At 56.9% G+C, this 18,464-nt stretch carries 22 protein-coding genes; 4 read left to right on the plus strand and 18 right to left on the minus strand.

Annotated features, from left to right (window positions below; translation table 11 throughout):
* Positions 1-94: 94 nt before the first annotated feature.
* The 3 genes from JC200_RS10325 to yabG form a co-directional block, all read right to left on the minus strand.
* A complete protein-coding gene (locus JC200_RS10325) occupies positions 95-280 on the minus strand; it encodes a small, acid-soluble spore protein, alpha/beta type (protein WP_274436172.1) in 186 nt (61 codons plus the stop codon).
* Positions 281-482: 202 nt separating this feature from the next.
* Positions 483-761: a biofilm formation stimulator Veg gene (gene veg, locus JC200_RS10330; protein WP_274436173.1), complete on the minus strand. Its 279-nt coding sequence runs from the start codon at positions 759-761 to the stop codon at positions 483-485.
* 125 nt (positions 762-886) lie between these two features.
* Positions 887-1,747: a sporulation peptidase YabG gene (gene yabG / locus JC200_RS10335; RefSeq protein WP_274436174.1), complete on the minus strand. Its 861-nt coding sequence runs from the start codon at positions 1,745-1,747 to the stop codon at positions 887-889.
* Positions 1,748-1,857: 110 nt separating this feature from the next.
* Between yabG and JC200_RS10340 the strand changes: the two genes are divergently transcribed.
* Positions 1,858-2,700 (plus strand): glycosyltransferase family 2 protein, encoded by an 843-nt coding sequence (locus JC200_RS10340; RefSeq protein ID WP_274436175.1) that lies wholly within the window; start codon positions 1,858-1,860, stop codon positions 2,698-2,700.
* Here JC200_RS10340 and JC200_RS10345 read toward each other — a convergent pair.
* From JC200_RS10345 to metG, 5 genes are all read right to left on the minus strand, one after another.
* Complete coding sequence (locus tag JC200_RS10345; protein ID WP_274436176.1) at positions 2,685-3,161, minus strand: ribonuclease H-like YkuK family protein; 477 nt, start codon at positions 3,159-3,161, stop codon at positions 2,685-2,687. The two genes, JC200_RS10340 and JC200_RS10345, sit on opposite strands and share 16 nt — an antisense overlap.
* 65 nt (positions 3,162-3,226) lie before the next feature.
* Positions 3,227-4,102 (minus strand): 16S rRNA (adenine(1518)-N(6)/adenine(1519)-N(6))-dimethyltransferase RsmA, encoded by an 876-nt coding sequence (rsmA, locus tag JC200_RS10350; RefSeq protein WP_274436177.1) that lies wholly within the window; start codon positions 4,100-4,102, stop codon positions 3,227-3,229.
* On the minus strand, positions 4,099-4,659 hold the full coding sequence (rnmV, locus tag JC200_RS10355) for a ribonuclease M5 (RefSeq protein WP_274436178.1): 561 nt from the start codon (positions 4,657-4,659) through the stop codon (positions 4,099-4,101). Before rnmV ends, rsmA begins: the two co-directional genes overlap by 4 nt.
* Positions 4,656-5,429 (minus strand): TatD family hydrolase, encoded by a 774-nt coding sequence (locus JC200_RS10360; RefSeq protein ID WP_274436179.1) that lies wholly within the window; start codon positions 5,427-5,429, stop codon positions 4,656-4,658. Before JC200_RS10360 ends, rnmV begins: the two co-directional genes overlap by 4 nt.
* 1 nt (position 5,430) lies before the next feature.
* Positions 5,431-7,461: a methionine--tRNA ligase gene (gene metG / locus JC200_RS10365; protein WP_274436180.1), complete on the minus strand. Its 2,031-nt coding sequence runs from the start codon at positions 7,459-7,461 to the stop codon at positions 5,431-5,433.
* Between the two features lie 654 nt (positions 7,462-8,115).
* Between metG and JC200_RS10370 the strand changes: the two genes are divergently transcribed.
* Entirely contained in the window at positions 8,116-8,355 is a 240-nt protein-coding gene (locus JC200_RS10370) for an AbrB/MazE/SpoVT family DNA-binding domain-containing protein (protein WP_021294663.1), read from the plus strand.
* A 79-nt stretch (positions 8,356-8,434) separates the two neighbouring features.
* On the opposite strand, the gene rsmI is transcribed toward JC200_RS10370, so the two are convergent.
* From rsmI to JC200_RS10410, 8 genes are all read right to left on the minus strand, one after another.
* On the minus strand, positions 8,435-9,307 hold the full coding sequence (gene rsmI, locus JC200_RS10375; protein ID WP_274436181.1) for a 16S rRNA (cytidine(1402)-2'-O)-methyltransferase: 873 nt from the start codon (positions 9,305-9,307) through the stop codon (positions 8,435-8,437).
* Positions 9,308-9,394: 87 nt separating this feature from the next.
* Positions 9,395-9,694 carry an initiation-control protein YabA gene (locus JC200_RS10380; protein ID WP_274436182.1) on the minus strand — a complete coding sequence of 100 codons (300 nt, stop codon included), beginning with the start codon at positions 9,692-9,694 and terminating at the stop codon, positions 9,395-9,397.
* The gene (locus tag JC200_RS10385) at positions 9,694-10,353 is read right to left on the minus strand and encodes a PSP1 domain-containing protein (RefSeq protein WP_443111890.1); all 660 of its coding nucleotides are present in this window, start codon (positions 10,351-10,353) and stop codon (positions 9,694-9,696) included. Before JC200_RS10385 ends, JC200_RS10380 begins: the two co-directional genes overlap by 1 nt.
* The gene (locus tag JC200_RS10390; RefSeq protein ID WP_274436183.1) at positions 10,346-11,308 is read right to left on the minus strand and encodes a DNA polymerase III subunit; all 963 of its coding nucleotides are present in this window, start codon (positions 11,306-11,308) and stop codon (positions 10,346-10,348) included. Before JC200_RS10390 ends, JC200_RS10385 begins: the two co-directional genes overlap by 8 nt.
* A gap of 52 nt (positions 11,309-11,360) precedes the next feature.
* Complete coding sequence (locus JC200_RS10395; protein WP_274436184.1) at positions 11,361-11,690, minus strand: cyclic-di-AMP receptor; 330 nt, start codon at positions 11,688-11,690, stop codon at positions 11,361-11,363.
* Positions 11,691-11,692: 2 nt separating this feature from the next.
* Entirely contained in the window at positions 11,693-12,325 is a 633-nt protein-coding gene (gene tmk / locus JC200_RS10400) for a dTMP kinase (RefSeq protein ID WP_274436185.1), read from the minus strand.
* 9 nt (positions 12,326-12,334) lie between these two features.
* Positions 12,335-13,813: an aminotransferase class I/II-fold pyridoxal phosphate-dependent enzyme gene (locus JC200_RS10405; RefSeq protein WP_274436186.1), complete on the minus strand. Its 1,479-nt coding sequence runs from the start codon at positions 13,811-13,813 to the stop codon at positions 12,335-12,337.
* A gap of 194 nt (positions 13,814-14,007) precedes the next feature.
* Positions 14,008-14,217 (minus strand): sigma factor G inhibitor Gin, encoded by a 210-nt coding sequence (locus JC200_RS10410; protein WP_274436187.1) that lies wholly within the window; start codon positions 14,215-14,217, stop codon positions 14,008-14,010.
* A gap of 212 nt (positions 14,218-14,429) precedes the next feature.
* Between JC200_RS10410 and JC200_RS10415 the strand changes: the two genes are divergently transcribed.
* Together JC200_RS10415 and JC200_RS10420 are read left to right on the plus strand one after the other, a co-directional pair.
* Positions 14,430-16,091 (plus strand): putative polysaccharide biosynthesis protein, encoded by a 1,662-nt coding sequence (locus JC200_RS10415; RefSeq protein WP_274436189.1) that lies wholly within the window; start codon positions 14,430-14,432, stop codon positions 16,089-16,091.
* A gap of 138 nt (positions 16,092-16,229) precedes the next feature.
* A complete protein-coding gene (locus JC200_RS10420; RefSeq protein ID WP_274436190.1) occupies positions 16,230-16,391 on the plus strand; it encodes a hypothetical protein in 162 nt (53 codons plus the stop codon).
* 127 nt (positions 16,392-16,518) lie between these two features.
* On the opposite strand, the gene JC200_RS10425 is transcribed toward JC200_RS10420, so the two are convergent.
* Together JC200_RS10425 and JC200_RS10430 are read right to left on the minus strand one after the other, a co-directional pair.
* Complete coding sequence (locus JC200_RS10425; protein WP_274436191.1) at positions 16,519-18,093, minus strand: acetolactate synthase large subunit; 1,575 nt, start codon at positions 18,091-18,093, stop codon at positions 16,519-16,521.
* Between the two features lie 87 nt (positions 18,094-18,180).
* The gene (locus JC200_RS10430; RefSeq protein WP_274436192.1) at positions 18,181-18,462 is read right to left on the minus strand and encodes a pro-sigmaK processing inhibitor BofA family protein; all 282 of its coding nucleotides are present in this window, start codon (positions 18,460-18,462) and stop codon (positions 18,181-18,183) included.
* Positions 18,463-18,464 lie beyond the last annotated feature (2 nt).

Here is an 18,464-nt window from a genome sequence, read left to right on the forward strand (position 1 = left end):
ACACGGGTTGATCCTATACGTGAATAACAGAACGCCGGGGCGTTGTTCTCCCCGGCGTTCTGTCTAGTCGGTTGTCGGGCAGTACTGCTAAAGCCTAACGCCCTGACCCTCGCTCTGCCATCGTACGCTCTGCAATTTCAATCGCTCGTTTCACCATGTTCCCCGCATCGCGCGTGGTAATTCCGCCCCAACCCTCGCGCTCGACGGTGTCGTAAAAGCCGAGTTCCTTGGCGAGCTCGTTCTTAAACGCCTCTGACATGGTTCCGCCACGACGCCTCATTGCACAACGCCTCCTTCTGGTGGTCTCTAAACAGGGTAACCCTGTTCAGCCGCACCACCGGCAGCACGATTTTGTAGCCGACTGTCCGACAACCAGAGCGTAGTTTTGGTGTAGAAGCACGATGGTATGCAACCCAAGGCAAATAAAAAAGTCGTGGCTTTCGCCACGACTGCGATTTCTTTACACCTTTAACCAAAGAAGCCTACTGCACTTCTGAATAACCCACTCGAACATTCCCGCCGTCTTTGCACAGTTCTAACTCGACTGTCTCCGTTAAGACATCCGCGTAGCTGTACGAGACGCGTTTGAACGAGCCATCAGGTGGATCAAGCTTTACGACGAACACAGAAGGATACGTTTCCTCCAGCACACCGAAGCGTTCTACTGTCTTGCGTCTGCCCCCATTGGCTCGGAGAAGGACCCGTTCCCCAATTAACGTGTCCAAACTTCTCTTGATATCGTGGAGCGCATTCTTCGCCAACACACACCACCTCTTTCCATGGCCAATCATACCACGGAAAGACAGTCCTGTCAATTGAGAGCCCATCATTATATCAACGGATGATTTTCCTTGTCAATGGGTACTATAACAATTTTATGCCTCGGTCAGTAAAGCGATTTAGGCAAACCTAACCGGTACTTGCCGCGGGACTCAAGGCCACCGATTCCATCGGTTCCTGTGTACGTGGAACGTACAACATCGTAGACATTGATCGTCTCGTTGACGGGGGTGAAAGCAATCTTCTCAGCGATAAATACAGGGTCTAGCGCATGAATCATAATCCGCTGTGGAGAACTGGCAAAGTTCGCGCCTGCGTCGAGAATTGCTTCGAAGTGCGACTGACAAGCACCAGCAATAATCACTAAATCATCCATATTCCGCTCATGCCTTCTCGCGTTCGCGACTGCCTTCACGAAGTTGCCCGAGTTTCTGTAGTTGCCAAGGTCTGCCCAACTTTTATTTTTACGGATCACGCCGTCGTGTCCGGTAATGATCAAAATATCCGGTTCATACTGTTGAAGCAATCCAGTTACAGCGTCTGGCATCTGGAGTTCCGAAACGTGTTTCCCAACTGCCCGGATGCCGAGTTCACGATACATTGTCAGGCACTTATCAAGATAAGTACCGTCTCCGTCCAAGTGCAGAACACGCCCGGGCCGTTCGAAAAAATCCGGGTCCGATTGAAAACGCGTTTCCTTGCGCAGCGATCGCTTCTCGAATTCAACACTGCGGCGGTTGCGGATCAGCCGCAAACATTCGTCTTCGACGCGGTTCTGGCGCGCCTGAAACTGCTCGCGCTCCGTCTCCGTCACTCCTTCAAGGTCAGAAAACGGGGCATCCGCCATGAGTCGGACGTCGAGACCTTTCAGGATCGCTGTTTCACTTGATTCGTCGACCTCGACGATGACAAAGCAAACATCTTTCCCGTAGGAAGTCCGTGTCACCAGGTCGCCTGTTTTCCACAAGGCAGCTCCCCTCCTTCGATTCGATCGAAGACCATGGGTGGTAAATTCCCCTCAGCATATGTCCCGGAACAGCTTCCTGTGCGACGTCCGCTGGAGAAAGAGGAGATGACGTGACGACTCTTATCACAGCCGTGATTCCGGCACACAACGAGGCAGGTTATGTGGGTCAAGTCTTGCACCAACTCGTCCGGGCTGGTGTAAGCCACTGCGTAATCGTCGCAAACGGCTGCACAGATGACACAGTGAGAGAGGTTAAAAGTGCTCACAGTCTGTTTCGATCTGTGACAATCGTCGACCTGCCTGTTCCTCTTGGTCCCGATGTCGGACGCGCAGTAGGGGCGATTGCGGCACTGCGGTTAAATCCCAAACCGGACTGGCTAGTGTTCGTCGACGCCGATTGGCAAGGCGCCTTTGGTCCTCTGCTGGCTGACTTTCTGGCAGTGGGCATCCGAGGGGAGAAGCGAGTTTTGTTTGTCGGACAACGCGAAATCACGCGTTTGGATCAGCGCTTGTGGCAGGCTGCCTTGCACCAGGTGCGCGCTGACTTGTTCGGGTTGCAGCCTAGCCTCTTGCCACTGTTAATTCGTCGCAGTGCATTTCAGATGCTGTCGCCTCGCTGGCTGGCGCATCCTGGGCAGTTTGCAGCCTTGTGTGTAACACACTTACTTGCCAGAGATGTGGGTGTCTACGTTGATTGGGAACCACGCGTAGTGGGAAATCGCCAGCGTGGATGGAGTCACGACCACGCTATGCGTGACTTGTTGCTCGGAGATGCAATCGAAGGTATCGGCCTGCTCGACGGAAAGCGCCAGATTCGCGCGTGGCAGGGCCAGTTGCTGGACGGCGGGCACTCAAGTCGTCGCTACGACCTGCTCGACCGCTGGGCAAATGCACTGACAATTGGTGAGGCCGCAAGTCTGCAGGAGGTCACGCTTGCTCAAGACTTGGTATAGCGGTCTGCGACTTTGGATGCGCAGTAGGCGTTTGGTTTGACCCTCGCCTCGTATCCACTCGCCGTGATCCAGCTGACGATTTCCCGGATCAGTGCTTTGGTCGCCCCACGCTCGCCGATGTCGAGGTGGACTTCGAGCGCCCACTCTGCCCCACGCTGCTGCAGTTCTTCGGACAGCTGCCCACAGACCTGGAGGGAGTACGCGGCCTCGGTGAACATGCGCTGCCGAAGCGAGAAGCGATGGCCTTGTTCTTCCCGGTGGATGTAGTACCGCGCCCCTTTGCCAATGCGGTGCAGGATAATCGCAGAGACGAAAGTGGCACTGTGTGCTTTGGGTTGAGAATCTGTCCCAATCATCAGACGATAATGATCATGCGGATGCAGGCTCACTTCCTGCATCATGTCCTCTGCGACCTCCGCCAAACTGAGTACGCCGCGCGTCGGACTGCGAAACATCATCATACGATTGCCCTCCCTCGGGCTATTGGCACGCCTGTTTTCAGTATATCACGCGGCGGAGCAAAGACTCAGGACGGCTGTACCAAAGTGTTCGCAATGTTGGCAAACTCAGCGAGCGTCAGGGTCTCGCCGCGCCTGCCCCCATCAACGCCAGTTCTCGCCAGTAGAGTAAGTGCAGACTCCTTGGGGATACCCAGTCCAGTACTGAGAGCGTTTGCGAGCGTTTTGCGCCGCGTGGCAAATGCCGCTCGAACAACGCGAAAAAAGGCAGCCTCATCAGTGACTGCGACAGGCGTCGTCAACCGCCGCTCAAGACACAACACGGCAGACTCCACGTCAGGAGGCGGTAAAAAGGAGCCGGGACTGACACGAGCAACGGTTTGCACATCTGCACGGTACTGAACTGCGACAGACAACGCACCGTAGGTCTTGCCGCCAGGAGGGGCTGCCATCCGCTGCGCAACTTCGCGCTGCACCATCACCACCATGCGCGCCCAGTCGACTCCCGCGTCGAACAGGTGAAACAAGATGGGCGTTGTGATGTAGTACGGCAGGTTGGCCACAACCGCCACGTGCTCACAGCCTGCTTCGGCAAAGTGCTTCCAGATACGTGCAAGGTCTACTTCCAAGACGTCGTCGTACACAATCTCTACGTTATTGCAGCCCTTCAACGACTCTGCCAGCACCGGCGCGAGCGACCTGTCCTTCTCAATCGCGACGACAGATTTGGCGCGCTCTGCCAACCTCCGCGTGACCACCCCGGCACCCGGACCAATTTCCAGCGCCCCGTCACTGTGAGTTAAACCGCTAGCGGCTGCGATGGCGTCAAGCACGCGCTCGTCGACGAGAAAATTTTGGCCGTACTGTTTCTTCAACTGAAACCCATGCCGAGCCATCAAGTCACGCAGCGCCCGCGCACTCGTCAGTTTCAATACATCATTCATGTTCTGACCAGCGCCTCCTTCCACTCTTCACGCGTGACACCCAGCACGTTTAATTTGCGCACAAAGGCCTTTGCATTGCCATAGCCGATGCCCAGTTGTTCTCCGACCACTTGCCTGCGCTGTGCCGCATCAGGTGTCCCGACAAGACCTGCAGCTTCAAGGTCCGCAAGAGAAAACTCGGCGGCTGTTGCCGGTTCTGCCGCCACGGTTTGGCGTGCTTGTAGCAGTGCTTCTACAATCGCCTCGTCCGGTGCGTGTTCAACACCGACGCCGTGTGAACTGCGAGCCAAGCGACGGGACAAAAACGCGTGGCGGACGCCGGGGATGGCGTCCGCCACGCGCCTTCTGATTCGTTCGCCAGGGCCGTCTGGATCAGTCAAGACAATCACGCCGCGTGAAGTGGCCGCTCTGCGCAACTCTGCAAGGGTACGGTGTGCGACGCGGTCGCCGCCGAGCACCCAGACGTCTGCCTGAACAGCTCGTTCTACCGCCTGTCGGTCGTGCAGACCTTCAACGACGACCACCTCGCTGATGATAGGGCGCGCATCCAAGTTCATAATGCCGTCACCTTGGCGAACAGCCGCAGGGCGTTCTCTGCCGTCTGCCTAGCCACTTCTTCTGTATCTTGTCCACGCACACGAGCGAGTTCCGCCACGACGAGCGCAACTCGTTCTGGTTCGTTGCGTTTGCCGCGCAGCGGAGTGGGTGACAGGTACGGCGAGTCGGTTTCTGCGAGCAGACGGTCAGCCGGGATGACCTGCGCCACCGCACGCACGTCGTCCGCTTTCTTGAACGTCACGGGACCGCCGAACGAGATGTAGTAGCCAAGGTCCAGACAGCGCTTGGCGACAGCCTCAGATTCGTTGAAACAGTGCATGACGCCCGTAACTCTGCCCCGAAATGACTCAATCATCGCGACGAGGTCTGCCGTTGACTCGCGGTTGTGCAAAATGACCGGAAGTCGACAGCGCTCTGCCAGCTCGAGTTGCCGCCGCAGTACATCCTGTTGCTCGGGTCTTGGCGCAGCGTCCCAGTAATAATCGAGCCCAATTTCACCGACCGCGACGACTTTCGGGTGAGACGTGAGTGACTCAATTTGGGCAAAGTCTTCATCGGGCACGTCTTTAGCTGCTTCCGGGTGGATGCCGACGGCTGCAAACACCTCCGGCTCCTGCTCAGCCAGCCAAATCGCCCGCTGTGAAGACGCCACGTCGACCCCCGGCACGACGATGCGCTTGATGCCCACTGCTCTGGCGCGCGTGAGCACGTCTGCCAAGTCGTCGGCAAACTGGTCGTCATTGAGGTGGCAGTGCGAATCAAACAGCATTTTACTTGACCACCGCCCCGTTCGGCATCGACTCCGGCACCGTCACAAGGGTCAGCTCATCGCCTTCCGAGGCTGCGAGAATCATCCCGTTCGAATCAACACCGCGCAGTTTCACCGGTTTCAAATTGGCTACAACAACGACTTTGCGGCCGACGAGCACGCTCGGTGGGTCAAAGTACTTTGCGATGCCTGAGACAATCTGTCGCACCTCACTGCCAAGGTCGATTTCGAGACGGAGCAGTTTGTCGGCTTTCTCTACACGTTCTGCGGTAAGGACTTGGCCGACGCGAAGTTCAACCTGATCGAACGTGTCGATCCCGATGACCTCCTTGCCCTCTCTCGCCGCCTGCTCCTTCACTGCCTCGACGGGGCCTCCCGCCGCTGTCGCTGCAGCCTCGGGTTTTGCAGGGTCGGCTGACGGTAGTGCTGTCTTGAGTCCACCATCCTCAAGCTGTGTCAGTTGTGCCAGTTCAGTGACCTCGTCGTTGACGTCGAGCCGCGGGAACAGCGGCGTGCCCTCCGCGACGTGTTTCTTTGCGCTGAGTTTCCCAGGCTCCGTCAGCGTGTTCCAATCCGTCTCTTCGACCGTAAAGCCGTACTGCTCAAAGACGCGGTTCGCAGCTTTGGGCATAAACGGCTGCACGAGAACGGAAATCACTCGAATCGTGTCGACGAGCGTGTACATGACTGCGTTCAAGCGCTCTGTGTTTCCGGATTTGTTCAGCCCCCACGGCGCCGTGTCGTCGATGTACTTGTTGGCTTGGGCAACCAGCCGCCAGATTGCCGTCAGCGCCAACGAGAACTGCAACACTTCCAGCTGCCGCTCCGTCTCCTGCACCGTCTCTTTGGCGAGTTGCGCAAGCGCTGCTTCAGCATTCGTCAGCGCCGCACCAGTGGGCCGAGTGACCGTACCCGCACAAAAGCGGTTCAGCATCGCAGCTGTGCGGTGAATCAGGTTGCCAAAATCGTTCGCAAGGTCAAAGTTGAGCCGCTGTACCATCGCTTCCGGCGTGAACACCCCGTCTTGACCGAACGGGATCTCCCGAAGCAGAAAATAGCGGATTGCGTCGCTGCCATACCGGTCAATGAGCAGTTTCGGGTCGATTACGTTGCCTTTGGACTTGCTCATCTTCCCGTCTTTCATCAAGAAAAAGCCGTGCCCATAGACCCGTTTCGGCAGAGGCAAACCAAGCGCCATCAAGATAATCGGCCAGTAGATCACGTGGAAGCGCACAATGTCCTTGCCGACGAGTTGTAAGTCGGCCGGCCAGAACTTCTCAAACTTCTCCTGCAGCGCCGGGTCATCCGAACCGTAGCCAATCGCCGTGATGTAATTGGTGAGCGCGTCGAGCCAGACGTAGACAACGTGCTTCGGGTCGCGGCGGACATGGATGCCCCAGTCAAACGATGTGCGCGAGACACACAAGTCTTGCAGACCTGGTTTGATGAAGTTGTTGATCATCTCGTGCTTGCGCGATTCCGGCTGAATAAACTCTGGGTGCTCGTCGTAGTAGGCGAGCAGGCGGTCGACGTACTTGCTCATCCGAAAGAAGTAACTCTCTTCCTTAACATACTTCACGGGGCGGCCACAGTCTGGACAGTTGCCGTCGACAAGTTCGCGCTGTGACCAAAACGACTCGCAGGGCGTACAGTACCAACCTTCGTAATCCCCGAGGTAGACGTCGTCTTGCTCAATCAGTCGCTCAAAGATCGCTTCCACGACTTTCTTGTGGCGCTCCTGCGTGGTGCGGATGAAATCGTCATACGTGACGTCTAGGCGTGCCCAGAGGTCTTGTGACCAGGCGATAATCTCGTCGAGAAACGCCATCACGTCTTTCCCCGCCTCGATGGCGCGGTTTTGAATTTTCTGTCCGTGTTCATCCGTTCCCGTCAGGAACATCACGTCGTACCCGCGCAACCGCTTATAACGCGCAATCGCATCTGCCGCAACGGTTACGTAGGAATGCCCGATGTGGAGCTTGTCATTCGGGTAGTAAATCGGTGTCGTCACATAGAACGTCGACTTCGCCATCTGAATTCCTCCTCAATCACCGCTTGGATGCAAAAAACCCGCCCCAGCATTGGGGCGAGCGAACTCGCGGTACCACCCAACTTTACGCAGTCATAAGCCGCCTGCCCGCGTGGGCAAGCGCACAGATGTGCGTCTCAGACGCCGGACATCGGGACCAAAGCTTCTACCCGGAATCCGGCGGGTCGTCGATAACGGGGACACCGTTCGCGCCTACCTCTTCCTCAAGAAGGCTCAACGCAAAGACCCTTCGGAACCATACTCCTTGGCTTCTCTCACCAGGCTCCCACCCTCCCTGGCTCGCTGTCGAGACACGGCCAAGTACCATTCCTGCATCGGCCACATATGAACCTTTAGGACAACCGTCCGGTAATGCTTGGATCATGATAGCAGAGGCCGCGTTTACAGTCAACGAAACCGGACCCACAGCTGTGTATACAGGCGAAAGTGCAGTGCGACGCTATACATTTTCGAGTGGCAGATCTGAGAGAGTGGGGGTTGCAAAATTAGTAGAACGCGGTATAGTTGAGTCAATTCAATTTTTTGCATGTGCTGATAGTCAGTCCCTAGACATCCAGCATGCAAATCGCTTTCGAAGCAAAACCAAAACTGCAAATCCAGCTATGGAAATTAACGGAAAACCCGGAGGTGCCCAGAGTGAAGTCAACAGGTATTGTCCGCAAGGTAGACGAACTCGGTCGCGTAGTCATTCCGATCGAATTGCGCCGGACCCTCGGCATTGGTGAAAAGGACGCACTCGAGATTTACGTCGACGGCGACCGCATTATTCTAAAGAAATACGAACCCGCCTGTATTTTCTGTGGGCAGGCCGACGAGATCATTCACTTTAAAGGCAAGAACATCTGCCCGTCCTGCATTGCTGAGATGAGCTCCTGAGTGAAAAGCACAAAAAAGGAGGTGTTCCAGATACTGGAACACCTCCTTTTTTGTGCCCAATCTTAGGCTTAACCTGGCGTCAAGGCAGCGTCAGGCGATACAAGTCTCTCCTGCGGACGCCGTGTGACAGAGCTGCCTCCTGCACCGCTTCGGAATGACTCATTCCCTCTGCCATGGCCCTTCGCACTGCCGCGACGGCCTGCGCAAGCGATGTTGCTTCTACAACACCCTCATCGCCTCTTTGCGACACAACTGCCGCGAGCACAATCACGTATTCACCACGTGGATGAACCTCTGTCACGTACCGGGCGAGTTCGATCAATGTACCTCGAGCAAACCCTTCATGTCGTTTCGTCAATTCCTTTGCCAGTACCGCCTGTCGCTCCGGCCACCGTTCCGCTAGTTTCTCCAGAGTGCCGACCAGGCGGTGTGGCGATTCATACAACACGACCGATCCCAGCGCGCGATCGAGGTCGTCGAGCACCTTCCGAAGTTCGCGGTTGACGCGCGGCAGAAAGCCGACAAATGTAAATGGCAGCGATGGTAGACCGCTTGCGACGATGGCTGCCAAAACAGCACTTGGCCCAGGCACAGGCACTACCGGGACTCCCTGCTTAATCGCCAGGCCGACTGCGTCATCTCCAGGGTCTGAGATCCCTGGAGTACCAGCGTCCGTGACAAGCGCGATCGTTTTGCCTTCACTCCACCAACGCATCAGGTCGGGTGCCCGATCGCGCAGGTTGTGCTCGTGATAGCTGACCAGCTGCTGCGGGTGGATGTCAAAGTGCGTGAGCAGCTTGCGCGTCTGGCGCGTGTCTTCAGCCGCCACCACATCCGCAGTCCGCAACACGTCAAGCAGCCGCAACGACACATCCTGCAAGTTGCCGATCGGCGTGCTGCAAACGTACAGTCGCGGACCCTCTGTCGCGAAACTCGCCACCATCTCCGTCATAGATAACCCTCACTAGAGCGGCCGGCCACTGTTTGGCCGGCCGCTTGTCGATACAAAGCGTACTTTGTATACAAAGCGTACTTTTTCTCACTTCTGAAGAAAAGCCATACAGAACAGACACTCGCCCTCTGTCCGCAAACTTCCGTACTTAACGTTGCAAATGTGAAAACCCTCTTGGTAGATACGAAGCAAATTCTCTTTGCCCGGACGTGCCCCATCTCCATCCGGACGGGTCCCCTGTCGAGCTAACTGCACTTCTTGTTCGAGCCGCTGATTTTCTTCGATCAACGCCAAGATCTTCTCTCGCAAGGCGCCGATCTCTGTGTAGAGTTCTCCAACACGCTCCTCGAGATTGGCGACTTCGACGAACAGCGACTGTCTATCCATTACAACACGACGCCCTGTTCTTGGTAGGTGTCATTTTCAAACTTCAGACAGCACATCAAGCGACCGCAGAGGCCAGAAATTTTCGTCGGATTGAGCGACAGACTCTGGTCTTTTGCCATCCGGATGGAGACCGGATCAAACTCGCCCATCCACGTGCTACAACACAGCAGCCGCCCACACGGCCCAATGCCGCCAAGCACTTTCGCCTCGTCGCGCACGCCAATTTGTCGGAGCTCAATTCGAACACGAAAGACGGACGCAAGGTCCTTCACGAGTTCACGGAAGTCCACGCGACCCTCCGCAGTAAAATAGAAAATCAGTTTATTGCGGTCAAACGTGTACTCTGCGTCGACTAGCTTCATCTCCAGCTTGTGCGCGCTGACTTTCTCGCGAAAGACCCGCATTGAATCTTGCGCCCGACGATGATTGTCGTCTACTGTCGCGGCGTCCTTCGCTGTGGCTACGCGCATAACGCGCTTAAGCGGCAAGACCACGTCGTCATCGCCGACAACGCGCTCCCCAATCACAACCTCACCGTATTCAACCCCTCGGGTTGTCTCCACGATGACGTGGTCGTTGCGATTCAGTTTTTCATCGCCGGGATCAAAATAATAGACCTTACCAGCAGGTTTGAACCGAACACCCACTACGTTATACATTCGCTAACCCCCTTTGCACCCGGATACACATCTGCTCCAAGTTCAAGAGCGGCGCGATATGAGATTGCAGCCGCACCTTTGCGTCCAAAATTCGTTCCACGACAGCTGCAATCTGAGCAGGTGTCGCAAGTTTCGCCTGTTCCGACAGTTCTTGCGAAAAATCGGAGAAGCGAATGTATGCCGATTGGCCAAGCGCCATGTGCATGACGTCGCGCAGCCACAGGGATAACAACTGGAGTGCATCTGCAGGGCTTAAACGACCAGCAGACTTCATGAATAAATCTGCAAGCTCAAGGGGCGATGCAGAGCGAGACAGACAACTCCTTGACCATTGTATCATCGGCGAGACAAAAGCCGCAAACACATCGCCAGGCTCCTCCAGCTGCGTGGAACCCTCGGCGTCAGACACAAGCAGAGTTGGCGGATCGGGGTCTTCCCAAAGGTCGCCTGCATCGGTTGTATACGTAAAGGTTCGCGACAAAATCGTCGGTAACACACCGCGCGCATGCACGGCCGTAAGCAGTGCAATGATGGGAAGAGCCGGCTCTTCGAGTGTTTTTAAGAGCCTGTTCGCAGCCGCTGGCGTAGCCTTGTCGATGCCGTGAATGATGTAGACTAAAGCGCCCCCGGCGTGCGGTCGTCGACTCAGTCTCGCCTGCAAAGCCTCGACCGCCGCGGTTTTGATGCCGCCAGCAGCGATCCCGTCGAGAACGTGCACATCCGGGTGATTGCCATCGGTCACAGCTCTGCAAGCCGCGCACTCTCCGCACGGAGCTGGGGATTCGGTGCAAACAAGGTACTTAGCCAAATATTCCGTCAGTTTTCTCGAACGTTCGCGTTCTCCGACAAACAGCTGCGCATGCGGAACGACGCCCTGTTCCAACCGATGATATAAGTCAAGCAACGACTCGCTCTTGACAGGCCACTCCGGGAACGGCCTCAACGTTCGGTCCACACCCACTCACCCTCACGTCTGTAACTTGTCCTCGTTGTTGATTCGACTGTCGTTAGAACTGCTCGAATTGTGCAACATCAACAACGAACACGGTAGCTCCTCCGACTTGCACGGTCACCGGGTAAGGCACGTACGACTCAAGTTGATTGCCCATGGGTGACATCGGTGTCACGACCTGCTCTCGCGACCGACAACTGGCCTGGATTACCTTGAGGACCTCGTCCACCTGTTCGTCCTGCGTACCGATCATAAACGTCGAGTTCCCTGCGTGCAGGAATCCGCCGGTGCTTGCTAACTTCGTCGCCCGGATTCCTTGTTTGACCAAGTTTTGCGCCAGCCGTGCGCTGTCCTTGTCCTGCACAACTGCCAAGATCAGCTTCATCCTCACCACCCCTTTACTGACAACAAATTCGAGACACTCTGCCAAATCTCCTGCTCTAGCTCGTCAGGCGAAGACAGCGCGTTGAGCACTTTCACCCGTTCTGGTTGCAGAGCGGCAATGTCCAAGAACGCCTGCCGCACAGTGCTAAAGTATTCATCGTCACGCTGTTCGATTCTGTCCACAGCCGCGGCACCGCGCGTCTTTCTGACGCGCACTTTGCTTTCTTCCACAGGCAAGTCAAACAGAAACGTCAGGTCTGGTGTCAGACCGCCCGTGGCAAAGCGGTTCACTTCGCGCACGAGTTCGATCCCGATGCCTAGACCCGCTCCCTGATAGGCGATACTCGCATCGACAAAGCGGTCGCAAACGACAATTTTACCTTGCTCGAGGGCAGGTCGAATCACCTCACCGACTAGCTGTGCACGAGACGCCGCGTACAGCAAGGCCTCAGATTTCGCAACCATCGAGTCCGACTGCGCAGACAAAAGCAACTCTCGAATGACGTCCCCAATCGGCGTGCCGCCAGGCTCCCGCGTCCACAGCACGTGTTGACCCACGGCTTCGAGACGCGTTTGTAACCTTGTGACCTGTGTACTCTTGCCTGCCCCATCAATGCCCTCAAATGTGATAAACAAAGCTCTTCGTCATCCTCTCTCTGCAGGCGCACCTTCAGCGACAACTGCCAGTGTCCCATCAGCCTTCAGTCCGTGGACCTCTGTGCCTTCGGCGCGCAGCGTCTGAAGCAAGTCCACTGTCTCTTCGTCAAGCACCTGTCCAGGCCAGATTACGGGGACTCCTGGAGGGTACGGCGTGATCGGCAGGGCAGCGATACGCCCCTTACAAGCGGTGAGTGAAGTGTATTCCCGCTCTGCTAGCCACACTGCGCGAGGCGGCATAGCGAAGCGAATGGCGGCGTGCGCAGCAACAGGCGACAACCGCATATGCTCTCTCTGTGTAAACAGTTCGGCGACAGGCGCTTCTGCCGCCAGCCACCGAGCCAAGATGTCCTGATACGAACTCACCACCGCAGGCGTGACGCCAAACCCAAAAATCGACAGAACCCCCTCGGCATCTGCGTACTCCGGAAACAGTCCAGCCTGTTCAAGTTGCTTCTGGAGCCGCCGACTGGCGGAAAGGGCAGTGCCGCGTTCGAATCTGCGCAAAAAATCCCGTGTGTTTCGACCGCAGTAATGATTTGCACCGACGCGGCCTGGAAGTTCGTCATTCCACAGCGGTCGCAGCACTTCGTACGCATGTTGTGCTGCTGCCTCGCCCTCAAGTCGCAACCAAGCCTGTGCTGCATCAAGCGATGCCAGGAGCAGATAAGATGGACTCGTAGTCGTCAGGTTGTACAGCGCGTCGGCAATTCGCTCGGGGGTGACCCGCGATTTTCGGACGTGTACCCAGGCCACCTGTGTAAGTCCTGGCAATGTCTTATGCACGCTGTGCACGACGACGTCCGCCCCTTGTGCGACGCTGTGCGGTGGAAGCGCACGGTGCAGGCCAAAATGCGCACCGTGCGCTTCGTCCACGATGATTGGCAACCCCTGCTCGTGCACAAGGCTCGCAATGGCGCCAACGTCGGCAGCATCGCCACGATAAGTCGGGGATGTGAGGTAGACGGCGCCAATATCCCCACTGCCACGGTGTGCCTGAAGGACCTGCGCGACGTCTTCGAGCTTCGGCACGCCCAGCCGTTCTGCGCTGGGACCAAACCAGCCTGTCGGCAGAATTGGGATTGCACCTGCTTGCACTAAGCCACGCCACGCACTGACGTGGAAGGGATTGAGAAAGAGTACAGACTGGCCTTCCCGGACGACCCCGGCGATGGCAGCCATCACCCCTGCGCTCGAACCGTTGACGCTGTAGAGGCAGGTGTCTGAACCGTAGTGCGTTGCAGCGAGCGCTGCAGACTCGGCGATGCACTCCTTGGCGTCGTGTAAGTTGTCGAGTCCGGGCAACTCCGTTAAGTCGATTAGCGGTGCAGAACCCAGCCAGGTCGACAACACCCCGGGCAAGACGCGCCCCTGTTGGTGGCCGGGTACGTGCAAAGGGAAGCGCGAACGCTGTACCTGGACGGTTAACTGACGCAGAATTGGGGTCTCGCCTAGCACCTTCTGCACTCTCCCTACACGACCTGTACGCAAGGTGTACGGTGCGGGCGACTGTGCCTCCCGTTTCGCGTGGCCGCGTTCACTGTACCGCTATCATACTGGATTACACGCAGCACATACAAAAAGAAAAGGCATCGCACACACGGGAGAGTCCCCGGGGGTCGATGCCCATGACGCCATGAATCTCGCAACTTGCTGCAACTCTAAGAAATTGCAGCCAGCCAAATTTGTTTCATGCGTTCGATGTAATACCGGTACTTTACATCCGTCACGTCCGAAACGACAATATCGTGTTCACACTCTGTGCACAGGAACTGCCCAACAATGTGAATGCCCGCGGTTCGCTCGTGACCGCAAACGATACAAGTCTCCACTTTGGACGGTTCGGCCCGCGCGCCAATTTGTTCTGTCATTTCTTCCACCTGCCTGACTGTCATCGCAACTTTCTCTAGTAAACAGTATGACACTGTCCACCAACGGTTATACACCTCACGCAGTCGCGGGCACTACCACGGTATGTAGCGTTGTTGCGACACGTGCCTGGGTGTGCAAGAATGCGTGCCCGGGATGAGAAGTGACGACTATGCTATAATTCTCTTGCTCCATGGGACAGGGGGGGAACTTGGTGCAGCGCAGAAGCCTGACGCGCGGCGCGTCGGTGATGGTTGTCAGCGTCGCAGTGGCTAAGGTCTTGGGTATCCTCTATATCGTCCCACTGACCTCCCTGATTCACAGAGAAGGATTAGGTATCTACTCGAATGCGTACGCGCTCTACGCAATTCTTTTGACCCTCGCGACATCTGGATTTCCGACCGCCATGGGAAAAGTGGTATCGGAGCGCTTGGCGTTGCACCGCTACGCGGAAGTCGAACAAATCTATCGGGTCACGATGCGGGCGCTGTGGCTGTTTGCTTTCATCCTGGCAGTTGCGATGTGGTTTGGTGCGCCCTTGTACAGTCATTTAGTCGCACTGCGCGACCCTAGCGGCGCGTCCCGTTACCTAGTGTTAACAATCCGCGCCCTTGCGCCAAGCGTACTCATTGTCCCGGCAATGAGCGGACTGCGCGGTTACCTGCAAGGGTTTCAGCGGCTGGAACCGTCCGGGTACTCGCAAGCTGTGGAACAGTTCTTTCGCGTCTTAGCCATGGTGGTCGGCGCCGCCATCGTCATGCGAGTGACCCACAACAACATCTCCGACGGCGCTGCTGCCGCTACCTTCGGCGCCTTTATCGGCGCGCTCGCAGGGATGGCTCTGTTGCAACTGGCGGTGACACGCCTGCGCCGTGAATTCCGCCGAGAGCGACGCGCCAGTAAGGCAGCGAGGCATTCAGGCCTCACCAACGCACAGGTGCTTAGGTCCCTCTTCCACGTCGGTCTGCCCATCAGTTTGGCGGCGCTCGTGGTTCCCATCTCGAACTTAGTTGACTCCGTCACCGTACAAAACCTGCTCATGGTCTCGGGTGAGAACCTGCGTACGGCGACGGCGCAGTACGGCATCTTGTCGCGCCAGGCTTTTCAACTGGTCCAGTTGCCACTCGCCTTCGGTATGGCCGTAGGGGCATCCGTTCTACCGTCAATTTCGCATGCGAAAGCTGTGAACGACCAACAGACAATTGAGCGCAATGTCGTCGGCACCATCCGGTCCATGTTCTTTATGAGCTTCCCGATTGCAGCGAGCCTACTGATGCTCGGGCGACCTGTTGATATTCTGCTGTTTGGCGGCACAGAAGGCGCGCTAATCATCTCCGGGGTGTCCTTTATGGGCATTCTGAGCAGCCTTGAACTCATTTCGACGTACATGCTGCAGGGGCTTGGGAGCCTGATGCGACCCGTACGCAACATGTTCATTGGGGTCACGATAAAACTGATTTTAAACCTCACCCTCATCCCCCACTACCACATCATGGGCGCTGCCGTTGCGACGACCGTCGGTTACTTGTTCTCTTCCATGCTGAACATTCTCGCGGTGCGCAAGTATGGACATTTGAAATTCTCTGTGTGGCGACTCTCTGGCCCGATGATCGCAGCTGCTATACCGCTGTGTTTGACTCTTGGCGGTGTGAGCTTTGTGGCGTATCACGCTGCACATGCGCTCTACGGCGGCGCAGACCGCTTCGTGGCACTGACCCAGATTGTACTTGCACTGCTCGTCGGCACTGTTGTATATGTGGTCGCCGCGATTGTCATGCGCGCTGTCTCCGCGGCCGAGCTGAAACGCCTTCCGGTCGTTGGCAGCCGCCTTTCCCGCCTCGCAGGACAACTGCAAAGCTCCCGCACCGCTGTCTGAACACCAAGGCGGTATAATCTGACACTCGCTCACACACCCTACAGTTGGTCAAATCTTGCGCGATGCCTGCTCCGACCTGAAGTAGAATCAGTCAGTCAGGTACAGAGGGTCCGCGACTACACCCGGGGAGTGATTGATATGAGTTCCTTGCAGAAGGCGGAGTGTCCATACTGCGGCGATTCATGGGAGATCGACTTGGATGCTCCTGAAATCTCCGATCAAGACCGCATCGAACTCAGCGAACAGAGGGTGGCTCAGGTCGTCTGCACGGACTGTCTGGACCTTCACCTGCACGACTGATCCCGATACCTCCCGACCTGTTATGAACCAAATGGGTGACCTGTCGGCATGTCCGCCGCACAAGTCACCCATTTCGCAAACTCACCAACATCCATTTCAATTGACCTTCAACGGATTCAACCTCGATTTACAGAACCACCTCAAGGAGATTCAACCGTTTACTCGTTACAGCTTCGTCAAGTGCCGATTTGAATCCATCGATTGAGTCCACCCGTCGGTGGTCGATGCCGAAACTCGCAGCGAACAGTGCGAAGTCCGGATTTGTGTAGGAGATGTGCGTCACGGCCAGTCCTGCATCGCGCTGTTTTTTCGCGATTAGGCTGTATTGCCCGTCGTTAAACACGACCACGGTAAACGGTACGCCGAGACGGTGCGCAGTCTCTAATTCCTGCGCATTCATTAGAAACCCACCATCGCCTGACACCACGACGACCGGGTCGGTCGGGTGCGCCAGTTTGGCCCCAATAGCTCCAGGAAGTGACCCCCCCATTGAGGCAAGGCCGTTGTAAATAATCGTCCGCGCCGGAAGCTTCGGCTGGTACCACCGAGAAACCCACACTTTGTGCAGGCCGACATCCGAGATCACGACGGTCTCCCGCGGCAGCCGCTCCGACAGGTGCCACATGATTTGACGTGGCAGTGCCTCTTCGCTGGACGGCAGACTGCGCAGTTCTTCGAGCCTGCGCGACCGGATGTCTGCATGTGCCGATGGACCGGTACGCGGCTGCAGCATGCCTGCGAGCATGCGCAGCATCTCGCGTAAGTCGCCGACAAGTTCAAGCTGCACAGGGAAGTGCACGTCGGTCTCAGCCGGGATGGAATGCAGGTACAACACCCGGCGGGTCGAGTCGTCATTCCAGTTCGCTGGGTCGTACTCGACAAGGTCAAAACCAACGGCAATCACCAAATCTGCCTCCTGCAGGGGGCGCAGACCAGGCGCATACGGTGTGCCGCCAACCGTGAACAGGTTCTGCGGGTGGTCGAACGGCAAAATTCCTTTGGCCATAAATGTGTTGGTCAGCGGCAGTCGACTCGTCTCGACGAAGCTCTGCAGCGCTTCCCATGCGCGCGAGCGGACCACACCGTTGCCAGCGAGAATGACGGGGCGACTCGCCTCTTCAATGAGCCGAGCAGCTTCCAGCAGGGCGCGGTCGTCCGGTCGGACCGTCGCGGCAACAGCGGCCGGGAGCGGGCGCAGCGCCGCCACTTGTTCCTTGGCCACGTCTTCGGGCAGTTGCAGGTGCACCGCGCCCGGACTGCCCTCTGTGGTCAGACGAAAGGCTTTACGCACCATTTCCGGGATGGTTGTCGGGTCCATGACCGCGCGGTTGTACTTCGTAATGCCTTCAAACTGCTGCAGCGTATCTACGTTCTGATGGGATTCTTTGTGCAGGCGCGTAAGTTCGGCCTGCCCGGTGATGGCGACGAGCGGCACACGGTCGAGGTGCGCGTTCGCGACACCTGTGATGAGGTTTGTCGCTCCTGGCCCCAGTGTCGCCAAACACACGCCAGGTTTGCCCGTAATACGACCGTAGGCGTCCGCCATAAAGGCAGCCGCCTGCTCGTGACGCGTGACCACAAATTGAATCGACGACCGAGATAGTGAGTCCATCAGGTCAATGTTCTCTTCACCCGGAATCCCGAAGATGTATTCAACGCCTTCTGCCTCCAGGCACCGTACGAACAGATCACTCGCTTTCAACCGTCACAGCCCCTCTCTCCACGCGACTGGTTTCTTCTTGAGTATGCGGAAACCATCCGCAGTTCGCAAATCAGAGGGGCTTTCTCGTCAAGCCGGGAAGACCCATAAGTGCATGGCCACCAGCGCTGCGACACCTGGGATGCCAAGGAATCCGGCTGTCAGGGCGGTCATGGCGTTGAGCGCCAAGTGGTAGTGAAAGTACTGCCCGACCCAGTTCACAGCAAGTACAAATGCCAGACCTAGCACCACGCTTTTTCCCAGTCGCCAAGCGATGCGGCCCGGGTACTGGACGATTTGGGTCATGGCAAACAGCGCAGCTGCAACGATGACAGCCCACCAGACCCACGACAGGTGAAGTCCATGAAGCATGT

Origin of the sequence: Alicyclobacillus sp. ALC3 (assembly GCF_028751195.1) — a bacterium.
GTDB lineage: Bacteria > Bacillota > Bacilli > Alicyclobacillales > Alicyclobacillaceae > Alicyclobacillus_L.

What these genes read in the sequence shown, in the direction of transcription:
- JC200_RS10410 (WP_274436187.1), bottom strand. Translation starts at nt 14,217, where the DNA reads ATGACAGAACAAATTGGCGCGCGGGCCGAACCGTCCAAAGTGGAGACT.
- rnmV (WP_274436178.1), bottom strand. Translation starts at nt 4,659, where the DNA reads ATGAACTTGGATGCGCGCCCTATCATCAGCGAGGTGGTCGTCGTTGAA.
- JC200_RS10345 (WP_274436176.1), bottom strand. Translation starts at nt 3,161, where the DNA reads ATGATGATGTTTCGCAGTCCGACGCGCGGCGTACTCAGTTTGGCGGAG.
- rsmI (WP_274436181.1), bottom strand. Translation starts at nt 9,307, where the DNA reads ATGACGGAGATGGTGGCGAGTTTCGCGACAGAGGGTCCGCGACTGTAC.
- JC200_RS10430 (WP_274436192.1), bottom strand. Translation starts at nt 18,462, where the DNA reads ATGCTTCATGGACTTCACCTGTCGTGGGTCTGGTGGGCTGTCATCGTT.
- JC200_RS10380 (WP_274436182.1), bottom strand. Translation starts at nt 9,694, where the DNA reads ATGGATAGACAGTCGCTGTTCGTCGAAGTCGCCAATCTCGAGGAGCGT.
- JC200_RS10395 (WP_274436184.1), bottom strand. Translation starts at nt 11,690, where the DNA reads ATGAAGCTGATCTTGGCAGTTGTGCAGGACAAGGACAGCGCACGGCTG.
- JC200_RS10325 (WP_274436172.1), bottom strand. Translation starts at nt 280, where the DNA reads ATGAGGCGTCGTGGCGGAACCATGTCAGAGGCGTTTAAGAACGAGCTC.
- JC200_RS10420 (WP_274436190.1), top strand. Translation starts at nt 16,230, where the DNA reads ATGAGTTCCTTGCAGAAGGCGGAGTGTCCATACTGCGGCGATTCATGG.
- rsmA (WP_274436177.1), bottom strand. Translation starts at nt 4,102, where the DNA reads ATGAATGATGTATTGAAACTGACGAGTGCGCGGGCGCTGCGTGACTTG.
- JC200_RS10385 (WP_443111890.1), bottom strand. Translation starts at nt 10,353, where the DNA reads ATGTATAACGTAGTGGGTGTTCGGTTCAAACCTGCTGGTAAGGTCTAT.
- metG (WP_274436180.1), bottom strand. Translation starts at nt 7,461, where the DNA reads ATGGCGAAGTCGACGTTCTATGTGACGACACCGATTTACTACCCGAAT.
- JC200_RS10360 (WP_274436179.1), bottom strand. Translation starts at nt 5,429, where the DNA reads ATGCTGTTTGATTCGCACTGCCACCTCAATGACGACCAGTTTGCCGAC.